This window comes from Stenotrophomonas sp. S4, from assembly GCF_054187805.2.
Genome location: NZ_CM196188.1, coordinates 1,149,071 through 1,164,985 on the forward strand (window position 1 = coordinate 1,149,071; position 15,915 = coordinate 1,164,985).

11 protein-coding genes are annotated in these 15,915 nt (G+C 67.6%); 6 read left to right on the forward strand and 5 right to left on the reverse strand.

Translation table 11 applies throughout. From position 1 onward, the window contains the following. Window positions 1-307 precede the first annotated feature (307 nt). Complete coding sequence (locus ACUZUJ_RS05340; protein WP_014646276.1) at window positions 308-739, forward strand: OsmC family protein; 432 nt, start codon at window positions 308-310, stop codon at window positions 737-739. Between the two features lie 182 nt (window positions 740-921). Here the strand turns inward: ACUZUJ_RS05340 and ACUZUJ_RS05345 are convergent, their stop codons facing one another. Together ACUZUJ_RS05345 and ACUZUJ_RS05350 are read right to left on the reverse strand one after the other, a co-directional pair. Further along, window positions 922-1,800, reverse strand: a complete 879-nt coding sequence (locus ACUZUJ_RS05345; RefSeq protein ID WP_458220351.1) for a PhzF family protein — start codon at window positions 1,798-1,800, stop codon at window positions 922-924. Window positions 1,801-1,931: 131 nt separating this feature from the next. Next, on the reverse strand, window positions 1,932-2,804 hold the full coding sequence (locus tag ACUZUJ_RS05350; RefSeq protein ID WP_049447220.1) for a PhzF family protein: 873 nt from the start codon (window positions 2,802-2,804) through the stop codon (window positions 1,932-1,934). 75 nt (window positions 2,805-2,879) lie between these two features. Between ACUZUJ_RS05350 and ACUZUJ_RS05355 the strand changes: the two genes are divergently transcribed. The 3 genes from ACUZUJ_RS05355 to murD all read left to right on the forward strand — a co-directional run bounded on the left by ACUZUJ_RS05355 (window position 2,880) and on the right by murD (window position 8,293). Continuing rightward, window positions 2,880-5,474: a bifunctional aspartate kinase/diaminopimelate decarboxylase gene (locus tag ACUZUJ_RS05355; protein ID WP_049447218.1), complete on the forward strand. Its 2,595-nt coding sequence runs from the start codon at window positions 2,880-2,882 to the stop codon at window positions 5,472-5,474. A gap of 76 nt (window positions 5,475-5,550) precedes the next feature. After that, window positions 5,551-6,903 (forward strand): UDP-N-acetyl-alpha-D-muramoyl-L-alanyl-L-glutamate epimerase, encoded by a 1,353-nt coding sequence (murL, locus tag ACUZUJ_RS05360; protein WP_049447216.1) that lies wholly within the window; start codon window positions 5,551-5,553, stop codon window positions 6,901-6,903. Further along, window positions 6,884-8,293: a UDP-N-acetylmuramoyl-L-alanine--D-glutamate ligase gene (gene murD / locus ACUZUJ_RS05365; protein WP_119007182.1), complete on the forward strand. Its 1,410-nt coding sequence runs from the start codon at window positions 6,884-6,886 to the stop codon at window positions 8,291-8,293. The genes murL and murD overlap by 20 nt, the downstream gene beginning before the upstream one ends. Before the next feature lie 60 nt (window positions 8,294-8,353). Here the strand turns inward: murD and ACUZUJ_RS05370 are convergent, their stop codons facing one another. Then, window positions 8,354-8,941, reverse strand: a complete 588-nt coding sequence (locus ACUZUJ_RS05370; protein ID WP_049443878.1) for an SMI1/KNR4 family protein — start codon at window positions 8,939-8,941, stop codon at window positions 8,354-8,356. A 131-nt stretch (window positions 8,942-9,072) separates the two neighbouring features. Here ACUZUJ_RS05370 and ACUZUJ_RS05375 point away from each other — a divergent pair, with 131 nt between their 5' ends. Continuing rightward, the gene (locus ACUZUJ_RS05375) at window positions 9,073-9,864 is read left to right on the forward strand and encodes a dienelactone hydrolase family protein (protein WP_458220352.1); all 792 of its coding nucleotides are present in this window, start codon (window positions 9,073-9,075) and stop codon (window positions 9,862-9,864) included. Between the two features lie 96 nt (window positions 9,865-9,960). Here ACUZUJ_RS05375 and ACUZUJ_RS05380 read toward each other — a convergent pair whose 3' ends face one another. After that, complete coding sequence (locus ACUZUJ_RS05380) at window positions 9,961-10,959, reverse strand: polyprenyl synthetase family protein (RefSeq protein WP_049443874.1); 999 nt, start codon at window positions 10,957-10,959, stop codon at window positions 9,961-9,963. A 214-nt stretch (window positions 10,960-11,173) separates the two neighbouring features. Here ACUZUJ_RS05380 and ACUZUJ_RS05385 point away from each other — a divergent pair, with 214 nt between their 5' ends. Continuing rightward, window positions 11,174-12,787 carry an alpha-glucosidase family protein gene (locus tag ACUZUJ_RS05385; protein WP_458220353.1) on the forward strand — a complete coding sequence of 538 codons (1,614 nt, stop codon included), beginning with the start codon at window positions 11,174-11,176 and terminating at the stop codon, window positions 12,785-12,787. Between the two features lie 304 nt (window positions 12,788-13,091). Here ACUZUJ_RS05385 and ACUZUJ_RS05390 read toward each other — a convergent pair whose 3' ends face one another. Continuing rightward, entirely contained in the window at window positions 13,092-15,848 is a 2,757-nt protein-coding gene (locus ACUZUJ_RS05390) for a TonB-dependent receptor (protein WP_458220354.1), read from the reverse strand. Window positions 15,849-15,915 lie beyond the last annotated feature (67 nt).

A 15,915-nucleotide genomic window follows, 5' to 3' on the forward strand; every position in this document is an offset into this window, starting at 1 on the left:
TAGGGCAACTCTCGGGCGCCGCCAATAGCCCGAAGCGCGGAAAGTGCATGTTTTTTCATATCCAGGCCGATTCAGTACATGGCCGGTAGTGGGGAAAGGGGGTGTGGCAGCGCACGCGATGGCCGGCGCCGGCCCATCGGTGGAATGCGCGAAACCACTGAAAACAAGGGGAAAATGCGTGCCGGCCTGGCGAAGAAGTGACCAGTTGTCCGGTTTCCGGCGGACGCGCGGCATGCGGCGGAGCGACGCAGGGCTAACGCGTCCCGTGCGAGGGTGACCCTTCATCACCGCCACGCAGGAGCAGCACATGGGAATCTCGCGACACGCCACCGCGCACTGGGAAGGCGATCTGAAGTCGGGCAAGGGACAGTTGAGCACGCCGCAGAGCGGGCTGCTGGACAAGACCCGCTACGGATTCAACAGCCGCTTCGGCGACGAGAAAGGCACCAATCCGGAGGAGCTGATCGCTGCCGCGCACGCCGGCTGTTTCACCATGGCGCTGTCGGCCAAGCTTGGTGAGGCCGGCTTCACCCCGACCTCGCTGGATACCGAGGCCAAGGTCGATCTGTCCCTGGAGGGCGGCCCGCAGCTGTCGCAGATCCGGCTGAAGGTGAAGGCCGTGGTGCCGGGCATCGACGCCGCACAGTTCCGTGCCATTGCCGATGACGCCAAGCAGAACTGCCCGGTCTCCAAGGCGCTGAGCGCGGTGCCGATCAGCCTGGAAGCCGAACTGGGCTGAGAAATCGCGGGCCGGGATGGTCACGGTAGTGCCGGCCGCTGGCCGGCAACCGCATGATGCCAGTGTCCAGGTGGCAGCCAGCCAGCGTTATCGCGGCCTTCCTGACCGCCCCCCCTCGGCCGTCGCGCGCGACGTTGGCAGCGGCTCCTGCCGCTGCCTTCGGCTCTACCCTCCAGCAGCAATCACCAATCGATGGTGCCGCTGATCACCGTCTGCACCTGGCCGCCCGACCAGACCTCGCCGTCTTCATCGACCCGCAGGGTCAGGCGCGCGTCGTGGCCGACTTCGCGGCCCTGGCTGACTTCGAACGGTGCACGGCCTCGGGGCAGGGCGTCGCGCAGGTCCAGCCATGCGGCCAGCACCGCATTGGCAGCACCGGAGGCGGCGTCCTCGAAGCGGCGGCCATTGCCGACAAAGGCGCGCACCGCCAGATCGAAGCCCTCGCTGCCATCGCTGAAGGCGTAGGCAAACACGCCCATGCTGTCGGTGGATTCGGCCAGAGCCGCGACCGCGTCCCAGTCCGGGTGCAGGGCGCGCAGTGCCGCTTCATCGGCCACCTGCACCACCCACCAGCTGCGCCCGCCCTGCATGCGTGACGGCGGCAGCGAGCCCAGCGGCCAGCCCTTCAGTACGGCCTGCAGGCGAGGATCGGTGGCCTCGACGGTCTCGGCCAGCTGCGCGCGCGGGGTGCGGATGGCGATACGCCGCTGCGCGCCCTCACCGCTGACGCGCAGCGGCAGCGCACCTGCAATGCCATCCTGCACCAGCACGCCATCGACCGGCGCGGCCAGGCCCGCCTGCAGCACCGCATGTGCGGTACCGACGCTGGGATGGCCGGCGAACGGAACTTCCTTCTGCGGACTGAACATGCGCAGCCGGTAGCTGGCGCCTGCGACCTGCGGCGGGAACACGAAGGTGGTCTCGGGCAGGCGCGTCCAGCGCGCAATGGCCTGCATGCTGGCATCGTCCAGGCCTTCGGCATCAAGCACCACGGCCAGCGGATTGCCAGCGCCGGCGCGCGGGGAGAACACATCCAGCTGCAGGAAACGGCGGGTGGACATCAGGCAGGACTCCAGTAAACAGGCGGCATAGCGTAGCGCGGGGCACAAAAAAGGGGACGGAGGGAACTAGGTCGCTTGTGCCCCATGTGCCATAAGCGACTTAATTCCCTCCGTCCCCTTTGTTTCGTGCGCTACCAGCGGATGTGGCCGTCGATGACCGGCTGCACCTGGCCGCCGATCCAGACCGTGCCCTGCGCGTCGACCTGCACCTGCACGCGGCCATCGCGGCCGACTTCGCGGCCCTGGCTGGCCACGTAGTGGCCCTCGCGGCCGGGCAGGGCGTTGCGCTGCCGCAGCCAGGCACCGATCAGGGCATTGGCGCTGCCGGTGACCGGATCTTCCGGCACGCTGGCCGCATCGGCGGGGCAGAAGGCGCGCACCACACGCGTGTGGTCGCTGCCGGCCTCGTCGGCGAATACGGCCACGCCGGTGGCATCGGTGGCAAGGCTCCAGTCGGCCAGCGCGGCCATGTCCGGCGCCAGGTTGCGCACGGCGGCGGCGTCGCGCATCGGCAGCAGCCACCAGCGTGCGCCGTTGTCCCAGAGTTCGGGCACGTGCCCGTTGGCGGCGAGGGCCAGCAGCGCTTCGGGCGCTCCGTCCGCGGCTGTGTCCAGTTGCCGCGCCGCTGGGCTGGCCAGCTGGATCTCCAGCGCCTCGGCTGGGCCGCTCACCCGCACCGGCAGCAACCCCGCCGCGCACTGCTGCAGCAGGGCGCCGTCGCGAGGCTGGGCCAGGCCGCAGCTCACCGCCGCCCAGGCCGCGCCGACACTGGGGTGGCCGGCGAAGGCCAGCTCGCGGGTCGGGGTGAAAATGCGGATGTGGTAATCGGCGCCGGGCGCGCTGGAGCGCAGGAAGAACACCGTCTCGGACAGGTTCAGCCAGGCGGCCAGGGCCTGCATCTGCTCGCCGGAGAGGTCGTCGGCATCCAAGAGGGCGCCCAGCGGATTGCCGGTGCCGGGGCGGGGGGCGAAGACATCGAGCTGCAGGTAACGAAGGACGGCCATCTACGGGGATATTGCGCTTAGAATCAAAGGTTCCGCCCCCAGGGGCGGCTTCCCCACATTCTACATAGCCAATCCATGTCAGCTTCCCCCCTTGTCGATCGTTGGATCGTACTGAAGTTCGGCGGCACTTCGGTGTCGCGTCGTCACCGCTGGGACACGATCGGGAAGCTGGCGAAAAAACGCGCGGAAGAGACCGGCTCGCGCGTGCTGGTGGTGGTGTCGGCGCTGTCCGGGGTCACCAACGAACTGACCGCGATCGCCGATGGCGCGCCGGACAGCCGTGATCGCGTGGCCGCGCTGGTCGAACGCCATGAAGGCTTCCTGGTCGAACTGGGCCTGGGCCGCGAAGTACTGGCCGAGCGCCTGGCGGCGCTGCAGGGCCTGCTCGACGACCCGCGTGCGGCCACCCGTCCGCTGCAGTGGCAGGCCGAAGTGCTGGGCCAGGGCGAGCTGTTGTCGTCCACGCTGGGCGCGGCCTATCTGCACGCTTCGGGCCTGGACATGGGCTGGATGGATGCCCGCCAGTGGCTGGACGCGATGCCGCCGCAGCCGAACCAGAGCGACTGGTCGCAGCGCCTGTCGGTGAACTGCCAGTGGCGTGCCGATGCGGAGTGGATGCAGCGCTTCCGCGCGCAGCCGACCCGCCTGCTGATCACCCAGGGTTTCATCTCGCGGCATGCCGATGGCGGTACCGCCATCCTCGGCCGTGGTGGCTCGGATACCTCGGCGGCGTACTTCGGCGCGCTGCTCGGCGCCAGCCGCGTGGAGATCTGGACCGACGTGCCGGGCATGTTCAGTGCCAACCCGAAGGATGTGCCGGACGCGCGCCTGCTGACCCGCCTGGACTATTACGAGGCGCAGGAAATCGCCACCACCGGCGCCAAGGTGCTGCACCCGCGCTCGATCAAGCCGTGCCGCGATGCCGGCGTGCCGATGGCCATCCTCGATACCGAGCGCCCGGAACTGCCGGGCACCAGCATCGACGGCAGTGCTGCACCGGTACCGGGCGTAAAGGCGATCAGCCGCCGCAACGGCATCGTGCTGGTGTCGATGGAAGGCATCGGCATGTGGCAGCAGGTCGGCTTCCTGGCCGATGTGTTCAACCTGTTCAAGAAGCATGGCCTGTCGGTCGACCTGATCGGTTCGGCCGAAACCAACGTCACCGTGTCGCTGGATCCGTCCGAGAACCTGGTCAACACCGATGTGCTGGCCGCGCTGTCGGCCGACCTGTCGCAGATCTGCAAGGTGAAGGTGATCGTGCCGTGCGCGGCGATCACCCTGGTTGGCCGTGGCATGCGTTCGCTGCTGCACAAGCTGTCGGACGTGTGGGCCACCTTCGGCCGCGAGCGCGTGCACATGATCTCGCAGTCGTCCAACGACCTGAACCTGACCTTCGTCATCGACGAAGCCGATGCCGATGGCCTGCTGCCGATCCTGCACGCCGAGCTGATCGACAGCGGTGCGATGCCGGTGGAAGAAACCGAAGTGTTCGGCCCGCGCTGGCGCGAGATCGCCGGCACCGTGCGCCCGCGTGGCACGCCGTGGTGGCGGGGCCAGCGTGCGCACCTGCTGCAGCTGGCCGACGCCGGTACGCCGCGCTACGTCTACCACCTGCCGACCGTGCGCGCCCGTGCCCGCGCGCTGGCAGCGATCAAGCCGATCGATCAGCGTTACTACGCGATCAAGGCCAACAGCCACCCGGCCATCCTGCAGCTGCTGGAAGCCGAGGGCTTCGGCCTGGAGTGCGTCTCGCACGGCGAGCTGAAGCATGTGTTCCAGCACCTGCCGGAACTGTCGCCCAAGCGCGTGCTGTTCACCCCCAGCTTCTGCCCGCGCAGCGAGTACGAAGCCGCGTTCGCGCTGGGCGTGACCGTTACCGTCGACAATGTCGAAGCACTGCAGCGTTGGCCGGACCTGTTCCGCAACCGCGAGCTGTGGCTGCGCGTGGATCTGGGCCGTGGCGAAGGCCACCATGCCAAGGTCCGTACCGGCGGCAAGGACTCCAAGTTCGGCCTGCCGATCGCCCGCGTCGATGAGTTCGTGCGCGCGGCCACCGATCTGGGCAGCCGCGTGGTCGGCCTGCATGCGCACCTGGGCAGCGGCGTGGAAACCGCGCAGCACTGGCGCCTGATGTGCGATGAGCTGGCCGGCTTCGCCCGCCGCATCGGCAGCGTGCACACCATCGATATTGGCGGTGGCCTGCCGATTCCGTACAGCGACGAAGACGAGCCGTTCGACCTGGACGCCTGGGCCGAGGGCCTGGCCGAGGTCAAGGCGCTGCATCCGGCGTTCCGGCTGGCGATCGAGCCGGGCCGCTACCTGGTGGCCGAGTCCGGCGTGCTGCTGACCCATGTCACCCAAGTGGTGGAGAAGGATGGCGTGCGCCGTGTTGGCCTGGATGCTGGCATGAACGCACTGATGCGGCCGGCCCTGTACGACGCCTGGCACGACATCGAGAATCTCAGCCGCCAGGGCGGCTATGCCGAAGCCGCGTTCGACGTGGTCGGCCCGATCTGCGAATCCAGCGATGTGTTCGGCAAGCGCCGCAAGCTGCCGGTGTCGACCGCGCCGGACGATGTGATGCTGATCGCCGACGCCGGCGCCTACGGCTATTCGATGGCCAATACCTACAACCAGCGGATGCTGCCGCGCGAAGACGTGATCGAATGACCACCGCGCGCGCCCTGCACCCGCCCACCGACACGCCCCGCGCCATCGCGCGGGCCCGTGCCTGACCGGATACACCATGACTGCTTTCGACAAACACCAGGTTTCCCGCTTCCGCTTCGTCCGCTGCGAATTCGCCGCGGATACCGGCGTGGCCAGGCTGGTTTACGCCTTTGATGACGGCCCGGAGATGGTGGAAACCATCACCGTGCCGGGCGCCCCGTTCGTGCTCGACGAAGCGCGTAGCGCCGCCGTGCAGCGCGCGCTGCAGCTGCTGCACCTGATCGCCGGTGTCAGCTACTACAAGGCGGGCGTGCCGGAGACGGTCAGCATCGACAGCTATGCCATCGATGCCGATACCGCTGCGCTGGTGGAGACGGTCTACCTCAACGGCCTGGGTGAGTTTGCGTACCGCAACGGCCTGAACCTGCGCGGGCGCTTCCGCCTGCCGGTGCAGGGCGACGCGGTGCAGGCGCCGGTGCTGGGCCTGCAGCCGCACGCGCTGGTGGCCATCGGTGGCGGCAAGGATTCGCTGGTCAGCATCGAAGCGCTGCGCCGTGCCGGCGTGGACGAGACGGTGACCTGGATCGGTGGCTCACAGCTGATCCGCGCCTGTGCCGAGCGTACCGGCCTGCCGACGCTGAACCTGGGTCGCGCGCTGGCGCCGGAACTGTTCGAGCTCAACCGCCAGGGCGCCTGGAACGGCCATATCCCGGTCACCGCGGTGAACTCGGCGATCATGGTGCTGGCCGCGCTGCTGCAGGGCGTGGACCAGGTGGTGTTCTCCAATGAGCGTTCGGCCAGTTACGGCAGCCAGATTCCGGGCACCGGCGAAGTGAACCACCAGTGGTCCAAGGGCTGGGCGTTCGAGCAGGCGTTCGGCAGCCATGTGCAGACGCACGTGGCGGCGGACCTGCAGTACTACTCGCTGCTGCGCCCGATGTCCGAGCTGGCGGTGGCCCGCCAGTTCGCCAAGACCGATTTCTACGACGCGCACTTCTCCAGCTGCAACCGCAACTTCCACATCCTCGGCGAGCGTCCTGTGAACCGCTGGTGCGGCGTCTGCCCGAAGTGCCATTTCGTGTTCCTGGCGCTGGCCCCGTTCATGCCCAAGACGCGCCTGGTGCGCATCTTCGGCCGCAACCTGCTGGACGATGCCGAGCAGGCCGGCGGCTTCGACGCGCTGCTGGAGTTCCAGGACCACAAGCCGTTCGAGTGCGTGGGCGAAGGCCGTGAATCGCGCGCGGCGATGGCGACCCTGGCGCAGCGCCCGGAGTGGAAGGAAGACGTGCTGGTGAAGCGCTTCTGCAATGAGATCCAGCCGCAGCTGGATGCCGCCGAACTGGAACTGGCACCGCTGCTGCAGCTGCAGGGCGAGCACCGCGTTCCGGCTGCGCTGTGGGAACGGGTGCGTGAAGATTTCGAAGCTTGAAGGAAAGCGCGTCGCGCTGTGGGGCTGGGGCCGTGAGGGCCGCGCCGCGTTTGCGGTGCTGCGCGAGCGCCTGCCCACGCTGCCGCTGAGCCTGTTCTGCCCGGCGGCCGAAGTGGAGGCCGCGCGTGCGGAAACACAGGGCGTGCTGGACGTGCGTGGCGAGCCTTCCGCTGAAGCGCTGGCCGCGTTCGACGTCGTGATCAAATCGCCCGGCATCAGCCCCTACCAGCCGGTCGCGCTGGCGGCGGCGGGGCAGGGCACCACCTTCATCGGTGGCACCGCACTGTGGTTTGCCGAGCATGCGGGTGCCGATGGCATCGTGCACGACACCGTGTGCGTGACCGGCACCAAGGGCAAGAGCACCACCACCGCGCTGGTCGCGCACCTGCTGCGTGCGGCCGGCCACCGCACCGGCCTGGTCGGCAACATCGGCCTGCCGTTGCTGGAAGTACTGGATCCGCAGCCCGCGCCCGAGTACTGGGCGGTGGAACTGTCCAGCTACCAGACTGGCGAAGTGGCGCGCAGTGGCGCCCATCCGCAGGTGGCGGTGGTGCTGAACCTGTTCCCGGAGCACCTGGACTGGCACGGCAGCGAGCAGCGTTATATCGAGGACAAGCTGCGGCTGGTGACTGAAGCCGCACCGCGCATCGCCGTGCTCAACGCCGCCGATCCGCACCTGGCCGCGCTGTCGCTGCCCGACAGCGAAGTGGTCTGGTTCAACCAGCCGCAGGGCTGGCACATGCGCGGCGACATCGTGCATCGCGGTGAGCAGGCCGTGTTTGATACCCGCAACACGCCGCTGCCGGGCCGCCACAACCGTGGCAACCTGTGCGCGGTGCTGGCCGCGCTGGAAGCGCTGGGGCTGGATGCCGCGGCGCTTGCGCCGGCGGTGCAGGACTTCCGTCCGCTGCCCAACCGCCTGCAGCGCATCGGCGTGGCCGATGGCCTGACCTACGTCAACGATTCGATCAGCACCACGCCGCATGCCAGCCTGGCCGCGCTGGAGTGCTTCGCCGGCCAGCGCATCGCGCTGCTGGTGGGGGGGCATGACCGTGGCCTGGACTGGACCGATTTCATGCAGCACATGGCGCACGATGTGCCGCCGGTGGAGATCGTGACCATGGGCAGCAACGGCCCGCGCATCCACGCGATGCTGCAGCCGCTGGCTGATGCCGGCCGCTTCGGCCTGCATGCAGCCGCTGACCTGCCCGAAGCGATGGCGCTGGGACGTGCCGCGTTGGGCGCGCAGGGCGGGGTGGTGCTGCTGTCGCCGGGTGCGCCGAGCTTCGGCGCTTACCGTGACTACGTGGCGCGTGGCCGTCATTTCGCCGAGCTGGCCGGGTTTGACCCGGACAGCATCAGCGCGATTCCCGGGCTGGGTATCGTTTGAAGGTAGTGCCGGCCGCTGGCCGGCAACCTCCGGAGAAATTCATCCACGCATGGCGTGGATCTACTGTTCCTCGTCGATGAACGCGTAGTCGCCGTCAATCAGCTGCTGCAGGTACGCATCGAAGCTGGGCGCGATGACTACGTAGCTGTCTGGATCGTGCAGGTAGCGCACCACCTGGCCGACCGTGCCGCCCGGTGCCGGGTCGAAATCCAGGTACAGCATCGACGTGCCGCCGTTGTTCATGCAGTGCGAGAAACACAGTCGGCGGTTCATCGGCAGATCGGCGTCGATGCCGGCGCCGAGAATGTCCGGCTCGTCATCCAGCCACTCTTCGTAGATGGAACGAATGCTGTCGTCCCACTGCTGCTGGTCCTCGAAGATCTGCGCGACCGAGCGCAGGTAGTACGGGTAATCGCCCACATCTGAACCCAGCATCAGCACGCAGACCTCACCGCCGGGATACTCGCGGAAATGGGTGCCATCCACGCGCGACAACAATTCCATCAGGCTGTCCGGCACCTGCGGCCACTGCGCACGCAGGCGCTGCAGGTCTTCGGCGCTGGCGCCCTGGATCCAGGCCCACTGGGCGGCATCATCGGCAGGCAGACGCGGAACAAGGCCAGACAGGAAGCGATCAACAAGATTCATGCAAAAAAAGGGGACGGAGGGGATTAAGTCGTATCCAACCACACCTGCGTCACGTCGCCAATGCAGAATGCGACGCGGGAGGGGCGAATACGGCTTAATCCCCTCCGTCCCCTTTTTTGCGGAGCAGACGCATGAATCGTTGGCGATGCGGTGTGGTGGTGATGCTGGGGCTGGCGGCAATGCCGGCGTGGGCGGCGATGAAGACGCAGCCGGTGGAATGGAAGCACCAGGGCACGACCTTCAGTGGTGTGCTGGTCTATGACGACGGCGGGCATGACAAGCGCCCGGGCCTGGTGATGGTGCCGAACTGGAAGGGCGTGAACGAATCGGCAGTCGAGAAGGCCAAGCAGCTGGCCGGCGATGACTATGTGGTGCTGGTGGCCGATGTCTACGGCAAGGGCGTGCGGCCGAAGACCGATGCCGAGGCCGGGCTGGTGGCCAGCAAGCTGCGCAACGATCGGCCGCTGCTGCGTGCCCGCGCGCTGGAAGCGGTGAATGTGCTCAAGGCGCAGGCCGGCAAGGCGCCGCTTGATGCCAGCCGGATCGGTGCGGTGGGCTTCTGCTTCGGCGGCACCACGGTGCTGGAGCTGGCTCGTGCCGGTGCGCCGCTGGCCGGTGTGGTCAGCCTGCACGGCGGGCTGGGTTCGCCGCTGCCGGCACAGGCCGGTGGCACGCACCCGTCGGTGCTGGTGCTCAACGGCGCCGACGACAAGAGCGTGACCGCCGAGGACATCGCCGGTTTCCAGAAGGAAATGAACGCGGCCAAGGTTGATTGGGAATTCACCAACTACAGCGGCGCGGTGCACTGCTTCGCCGAGCACGATGCCAACAGCCCGCCCGGCTGCCAGTACAACGAGCGCGCGGCCAAGCGCGCGTGGAAGGCGCTGGATGAGTTCTTCGAGGAGCGTTTCGAGAAACGTTGATCCGTGCAGCGGTAGTGTCGGCCGCTGGCCGGCAACCTCATGATGCTGCGGATGTCATCGGGAATGCCGGCCAGCGGCCGGCACTACCGGATGCGGTCAATGCGAGCGCTGCACCGCGTAGCGGGCCAGGCCGCGCAGGGCGGCCACGGCGTCGTTGTCGGCCAGGCCATCGAGCGCGCGCTCGGCGGCTTCGGCATATTCCTCGGCACGCGCGCGGCTGTACTCCAGGCCGCCGGTGGCGCGGATCGCGGCCAGTACTTCCGGCATCGCCGAGGCATCGCCGTCCTGCACGATGGTGCGCAGGCGCTCGCGGGTGGCGTCGTCGGAGTGGGCCATCGCGTGGATCAGCGGCAGCGTGGCCTTGCCCTCGGCGAGGTCGTCGCCCAGGTTCTTGCCCAGTTCCTCGGCGTTGGCCGAGTAGTCCAGCACGTCGTCGGCGATCTGGAACGCGTAGCCCAGGTGCATGCCGTAGTCGAACAGGGCCTGCTGGGTGGCTTCATCCACGCCGCTTGCCAGCGCGCCCAGGCGGGTACCGGCAGCGAACAGCACCGCGGTTTTGCGCTCGATCACGCGCAGGTAGGCGGCTTCGTCGGTATCCGGGTTGTGCACGTGCAGCAGCTGCAGCACTTCACCCTCGGCGATGCGGTTGGTGGCATCGGCCAGGATCTGCATCACCGACATGCGCTCCAGCTCGACCATCAGCTGGAAGCTGCGCGAGTACAGGAAGTCACCCACCAGCACGCTGGGCGCGTTACCCCACAGCGCGTTGGCGGTGCTGCGGCCACGGCGCAGGCTGGATTCGTCCACCACGTCGTCGTGCAGCAGGGTGGAGGTGTGGATGAACTCGATGATCGCCGCCAGCTGGTGGTGGTCCGGGCCGGCCTGGCCGACCGCATGGCCGGCCAGCATCACCAGCATCGGGCGCAGGCGTTTGCCGCCGGCGGAAATGATGTGGTCGGCGATCTGGTTGATCAGCACGACGTCCGAGGACAGCCGGCGCCGGATCAGGGCGTCGACGGCGGCCATGTCGGCCGCGGCAAGCGACTGGATCTGGGGCAGGCCCAGGGCGGGACGGGTGTCTTCGGTGATGGTCATGCGATCAGGCTTTCAGGCTCACCGCCGATTATAGGCGCTGGCCGTGAATTCGGGCGCAAACCGGGCCGAGCGGCATTTCCACCCTGGCCGGCGCGGCCGCCTGCGTGAATACGTATGCAGGTTGCGCCATGCCCGGGAGGCCACCGCTAAGCTTGCCGGATCAGGATTTCGGCCCGCTGCCGGCGGGTCCCGCATGCCCGGAGGGGGGCTGTCGATGTCGCACTATCCATGGTGGCGCGGAGCCGTCATCTACCAGATCTACCCGCGCAGCTACCTCGACGCCAACGGCGACGGAGTGGGTGACCTGCCTGGCATCATCGAGCGGCTGGACCACATCGCCGCGCTGGGCGTGGATGCGATCTGGATCTCGCCGTTCTTCAAGTCGCCGATGGCCGACTTCGGCTATGACATCGCGGACTACCGCGATGTCGACCCGCTGTTCGGCAGCCTGGACGACTTCGACCGCCTGCTGGCCAAGGCCCACGGCCTGGGCCTGAAGGTGATGATCGACCAGGTGTTGAGCCATACCTCGATCGAGCATGCCTGGTTCCGCGAGAGCCGCCAGGACCGCAGCAACCCGAAGGCGGACTGGTACGTCTGGGCCGACCCGCGTGAGGACGGCACCCCGCCCAACAACTGGTTGTCGCTGTTCGGCGGCTGCGCCTGGCAGTGGGAGCCGCGCCGCGAGCAGTACTACCTGCACAACTTCCTGGTCGACCAGCCGGACCTGAACTTCCATCACCCGGAGGTGCAGCAGGCGACCCTGGACAACGTGCGCTTCTGGCTGGACCGCGGCGTGGATGGCTTCCGCCTGGATGCGATCAACTTCTGCTTCCACGACGCACAGCTGCGTGACAACCCGGCCAAGCCCGCCGACAAGCGGGTGGGGCGCGGCTTCAGCCCGGACAACCCGTACGCCTACCAGTACCACTACTACAACAACACCCAGCCGGAGAACCTGCCGTTCCTGGAGCGCCTGCGCGCGCTGCTGGACGAGTACCCGGGGGCGGTCAGCCTGGGCGAGATCTCTTCGGAGGACTCGCTGGCCACCACGGCCGAGTACACCCGCGATGGCCGCCTGCACATGGGCTACAGCTTCGAGCTGCTGGTGGACGACTACAGCGCGGCCTACATCCGCGATACGGTCTCGCGGCTGGAAGCGGCGATGACCGAAGGCTGGCCGTGCTGGGCAGTTTCGAATCACGACGTGGAGCGGGCGGTCAGCCGCTGGGGCGGCCATCCGGCCGATCCGCGGCTGGCGCGGATGCTGGTGGCGATGCTGTGCTCGCTGCGCGGCTCGGTCTGCCTGTACCAGGGTGAAGAGCTGGGCCTGGCCGAGGCCGAGGTACCGTTCGAGGCCCTGCAGGACCCGTATGGCATCACCTTCTGGCCGAACTTCAAGGGCCGTGACGGCTGCCGTACCCCGCTGCCGTGGACCGATGCGCCGCTGGCCGGCTTCACCACCGGCCAGCCGTGGCTGCCGATCCCGGCCGAGCACCGGGCTGCGGCCGTGGCCGTTCAGGAGCGCGATCCACTTTCGGTCCTGGCGGCTTTCCGGGCCTTCCTGGCCTGGCGGCGTACCCAGCCGGCCCTATTGCATGGCAGCATCAGATTCATCGAAAGCGCCGAGCCAGTGCTGCTGTTCGAGCGTATGCTTGCAGATGAAACCCTCCTGCTGGCCTTCAACCTGTCGGCCGAGGCGGTGAGCCATCCGCTGCCGCCGGGCAACTGGCAGCAGGTGGCGGTGCCGGGACCGGAAGCGGGCACGGTGCAGGGCAATGAACTCCAGCTGCCGCCGCGCGCGGTGTATTGCGCCCGACGCAGCTGACCGTTTTCTCCGGTGGCGGTACTTGCGGGGACGGGGCCGAAGCGCCCCGTCCCTTTTTTGTGGGTGGGCTTCCGGCGAAAGGCATCCACGCATGGCGTGGATCTACGGGTTGGGGCGGCGCAGGGTAGATCCACGCCATGCGTGGATGGGCATTCGTGCAAAAGAAAACCCGCTGCCTGCGCAGCGGGTTTCCGGTCCTGCTCCCCTTGTGTTGCCGGCCAGCGGCCGGCACTACCGAGTCCGTGTTGCCGGCCAGCGGCCGGCGTTACCGGGGCCGCGTTGCCGGGCAGGGCCCGGCACTACCTCAGAACTTGTAGTTCACGCCCAGCATGTAGGTGCGGCCCCATTCGATGTACTCCAGCGGGCGGTCCTTGCTGCCGGCGTAGGTGCGGTACGGCTCGTTGGTCAGGTTGCTGCCCTGCAGCAGCAGGGTCAGGCCACGCAGGGTGCTGCTGTCGCTGAAGGTGTAGCTGACCTGCGCATCGGTCACGTTCTCGCCGACGACGTAGCGCAGGCTGCGGTTGCCGTTGAAGTTGCCGATCTCACCGATGAAGTCCGAACGGCGGCGCTGGCTCACGCGTGCCTCGAAGCCACTGCGCTCGTAATAGGCGGTGAAGTTGTACACGCGCTTGGACAGGCCCGGCAGGCTGATCGGGTCACTACCCACGCTTGAGGCACTCTCCGGATCCAGGATGGTGATGTCGCTCTTGTTGAAGGTCGCGCTGGCCTGCACGCCGAAGCCACGCAGGCTGTCGGTCAGCATCTCCAGCGGGAACGATGCGGTCAGTTCCAGGCCCTTCAACGTGCCGCCCTTGCCGTTTTGCGGCGCGGAGAAGGTGCCGGTGGTCAGCACCGGCGCCGTCATGCCCGGCGGCGGCACGTAGCTGCCCAGCAGTGAAGTGAAGTCGTAGTTGTCGACCGACTGGGTGTAGACGTAGCTCTTCAGGTCCTTGTAGAAGATCGCGGCGGCCACGTAGGCCTTCTCGCCGAAGTACTTCTCATAGGACAGGTCCAGCGCGGTGGCACGCCACGGGTCCAGCAGCGGATTGCCGCCACTGCCGCCCGGCCGGCCGGTACCGGTGTCCACGCCGAACTCCAGGCCGGCGCGCATCTGGTCCACGCGCGGGCGCGCGACCTGCTTGGCGGCGGCGAAGCGCAGCGTCTGCTGGTGCGGGAACATGAAGGCCAGGTTCAAGCTCGGCAGCCAGTCGTTGTAGGTACGGCCGTTCGAATACGGCTGCACGTTGTTGCCGGCCGACTGCGAGCTGTCCCAGTAGCGCGAATCCGAACTCTGGTCGGTGTGCTGCATCTGCACGCCGATGTTGCCGCGCACGCCCACTTCACCGATGTCGGTGTTGATGTTCAGGCGCGCCCAGGCGGTGGTGATCTTCTCTTCGACCGTCCACGACTTGGGGATCAGGTAGTCCAGGTTGTCGACCGGATTGAAGGTCATGTAGCGGCCCACTGCGGCCGGTACGTTCCAGGCCGGGATGGTGCCCAGGCCGGCAAAGCCCAGGTCGACCGGGCGGTACTGCAGGTCCGAGGCGATGTTGGCGTCGCCCTGTGCGCCGAGCAGGATGTTGCCTTCGGACTGGGTCTTTACCTTGCGGCGGTCGGCGTAGTTCACACCGATGTCGATATCCGGCGCCCACGAGGCGATGGCATCGGGCAGGGCGATGGTGGCGGCCAGCTTGCCACCCTTCAGGCGATCTTCCACCTTCGGCACCTTGCCGTAGCCGGAACCGTAGATGGTGTTGGTCAGGAACAGGGCGTCGGGGTTGGAATAGTTCAGCCCCGGGCTGATCTGCGAGAACCCATCCTGGCGGATCGTCACGCCGATCGTATCCAGCTGCGGCATCGGGGTCAGCTGCAGGTTGTTTTCCAGGTTCAGCTCATCGCGCGTGGCCTTGGAGTAGTTCAGGTCGGCGACCAGCTTGACGCCGCCGAAGTTGAACTCGTTGTTCCAGCCGAACGCATCGATCTTGTCCTTGCGCTTGTTGTACATGCCGCGCACCAGCGGATACACGCCGCTGGCGGTACCGCCGGTGAACGAGCCGTTGGCGTTGATCTGCGGGTTGCTGACCAGCAGGCCCGGGGTGTAGTTGCCGTTGTAGTTGCTGAGGTTCAGCTCGAACTGGTTGGCGGTGTCGATCTGCTCGGCTTCGGTGTGGAACGCATCGAAGGTGCTGGTCCAGCTGTTGTTCGGGCGGAACTGGATGGTGGCCATCACGCCGTCGCGCTTGTTGTTGCCGGTGCGGCGCAGCGCCTTGATGCCATCGGAGAAGTAGGTGCCGGCGGCAACGCCAGGACGGTTGCCCTTGTCGGTGTGCTCGGTGGTCCACGGCTCGTACAGGCCGACCTGGTTCTCCTGGATCGGCATGTCGCTGTGCGCGTAGCCGATGGCGATGCCCAGGGTCTTGTCCAGGAACTGGTCGATGTAGCTGGCGCTGAAGCGGTTGCCGTACGGATCGACGTTGGCGGCGCGGCCCAGCGAACTCTTCTGGTAGCGGCCACTGACCGCGATCACGCGCTCGCCGAAGCTGAGCGGGCGTGAGGTCTGCATGTCGATGGTGCCCGACAGGCCCTGGCCGACCAGCGCCGCGTCCGGGGTCTTGTACACGGTCACGCCGTTGACCAGCTCGGACGGGTACTGGTCGAACTCGACGCCGCGGTTGTCGCCGGTGCTGACCACTTCCCGGCCATTGAGCAGGGTGGTGGCGAAGTCCGGTGACAGGCCGCGCACGCTGATCACCTGCGCACGGCCCGCCACGCGCTGGGCGGCCAGGCCGGGCAGGCGCGAGATGGATTCGGCAATGCTGACGTCTGGCAGCTTGCCGATGTCTTCGGCAGAAATCGCTTCGACCACCGAGGTGGCGTCCTGCTTGACCGCGATCGCGCTCTCGATGCCGCGGCGGATGCCGGTGACCTGCACCGCATCCAGGTTGGTGGTGGCGGTGCCGGCCGGCGCGGTGGTGTTCTGCGTGGACTGTGCCGACGCCAGCGTCGGCGCCAGGACAACGGCCAGCGCGATGCTCAGCGCGCTGCGCTTGTGGTTCAACATTTTCCCCTCCCAGGCAATGTTGCAGATCGATTCGTGAACGTCCCGGCGTGACCGTGGACGTGCGACG

What these genes read in the sequence shown, in the direction of transcription:
- ACUZUJ_RS05375 (WP_458220352.1), top strand. Translation starts at nt 9,073, where the DNA reads ATGAATCGTTGGCGATGCGGTGTGGTGGTGATGCTGGGGCTGGCGGCA.
- ACUZUJ_RS05345 (WP_458220351.1), bottom strand. Translation starts at nt 1,800, where the DNA reads ATGTCCACCCGCCGTTTCCTGCAGCTGGATGTGTTCTCCCCGCGCGCC.
- ACUZUJ_RS05390 (WP_458220354.1), bottom strand. Translation starts at nt 15,848, where the DNA reads ATGTTGAACCACAAGCGCAGCGCGCTGAGCATCGCGCTGGCCGTTGTC.
- murL (WP_049447216.1), top strand. Translation starts at nt 5,551, where the DNA reads ATGACTGCTTTCGACAAACACCAGGTTTCCCGCTTCCGCTTCGTCCGC.
- ACUZUJ_RS05355 (WP_049447218.1), top strand. Translation starts at nt 2,880, where the DNA reads ATGTCAGCTTCCCCCCTTGTCGATCGTTGGATCGTACTGAAGTTCGGC.
- ACUZUJ_RS05340 (WP_014646276.1), top strand. Translation starts at nt 308, where the DNA reads ATGGGAATCTCGCGACACGCCACCGCGCACTGGGAAGGCGATCTGAAG.
- ACUZUJ_RS05370 (WP_049443878.1), bottom strand. Translation starts at nt 8,941, where the DNA reads ATGAATCTTGTTGATCGCTTCCTGTCTGGCCTTGTTCCGCGTCTGCCT.
- ACUZUJ_RS05385 (WP_458220353.1), top strand. Translation starts at nt 11,174, where the DNA reads ATGTCGCACTATCCATGGTGGCGCGGAGCCGTCATCTACCAGATCTAC.
- ACUZUJ_RS05380 (WP_049443874.1), bottom strand. Translation starts at nt 10,959, where the DNA reads ATGACCATCACCGAAGACACCCGTCCCGCCCTGGGCCTGCCCCAGATC.
- ACUZUJ_RS05350 (WP_049447220.1), bottom strand. Translation starts at nt 2,804, where the DNA reads ATGGCCGTCCTTCGTTACCTGCAGCTCGATGTCTTCGCCCCCCGCCCC.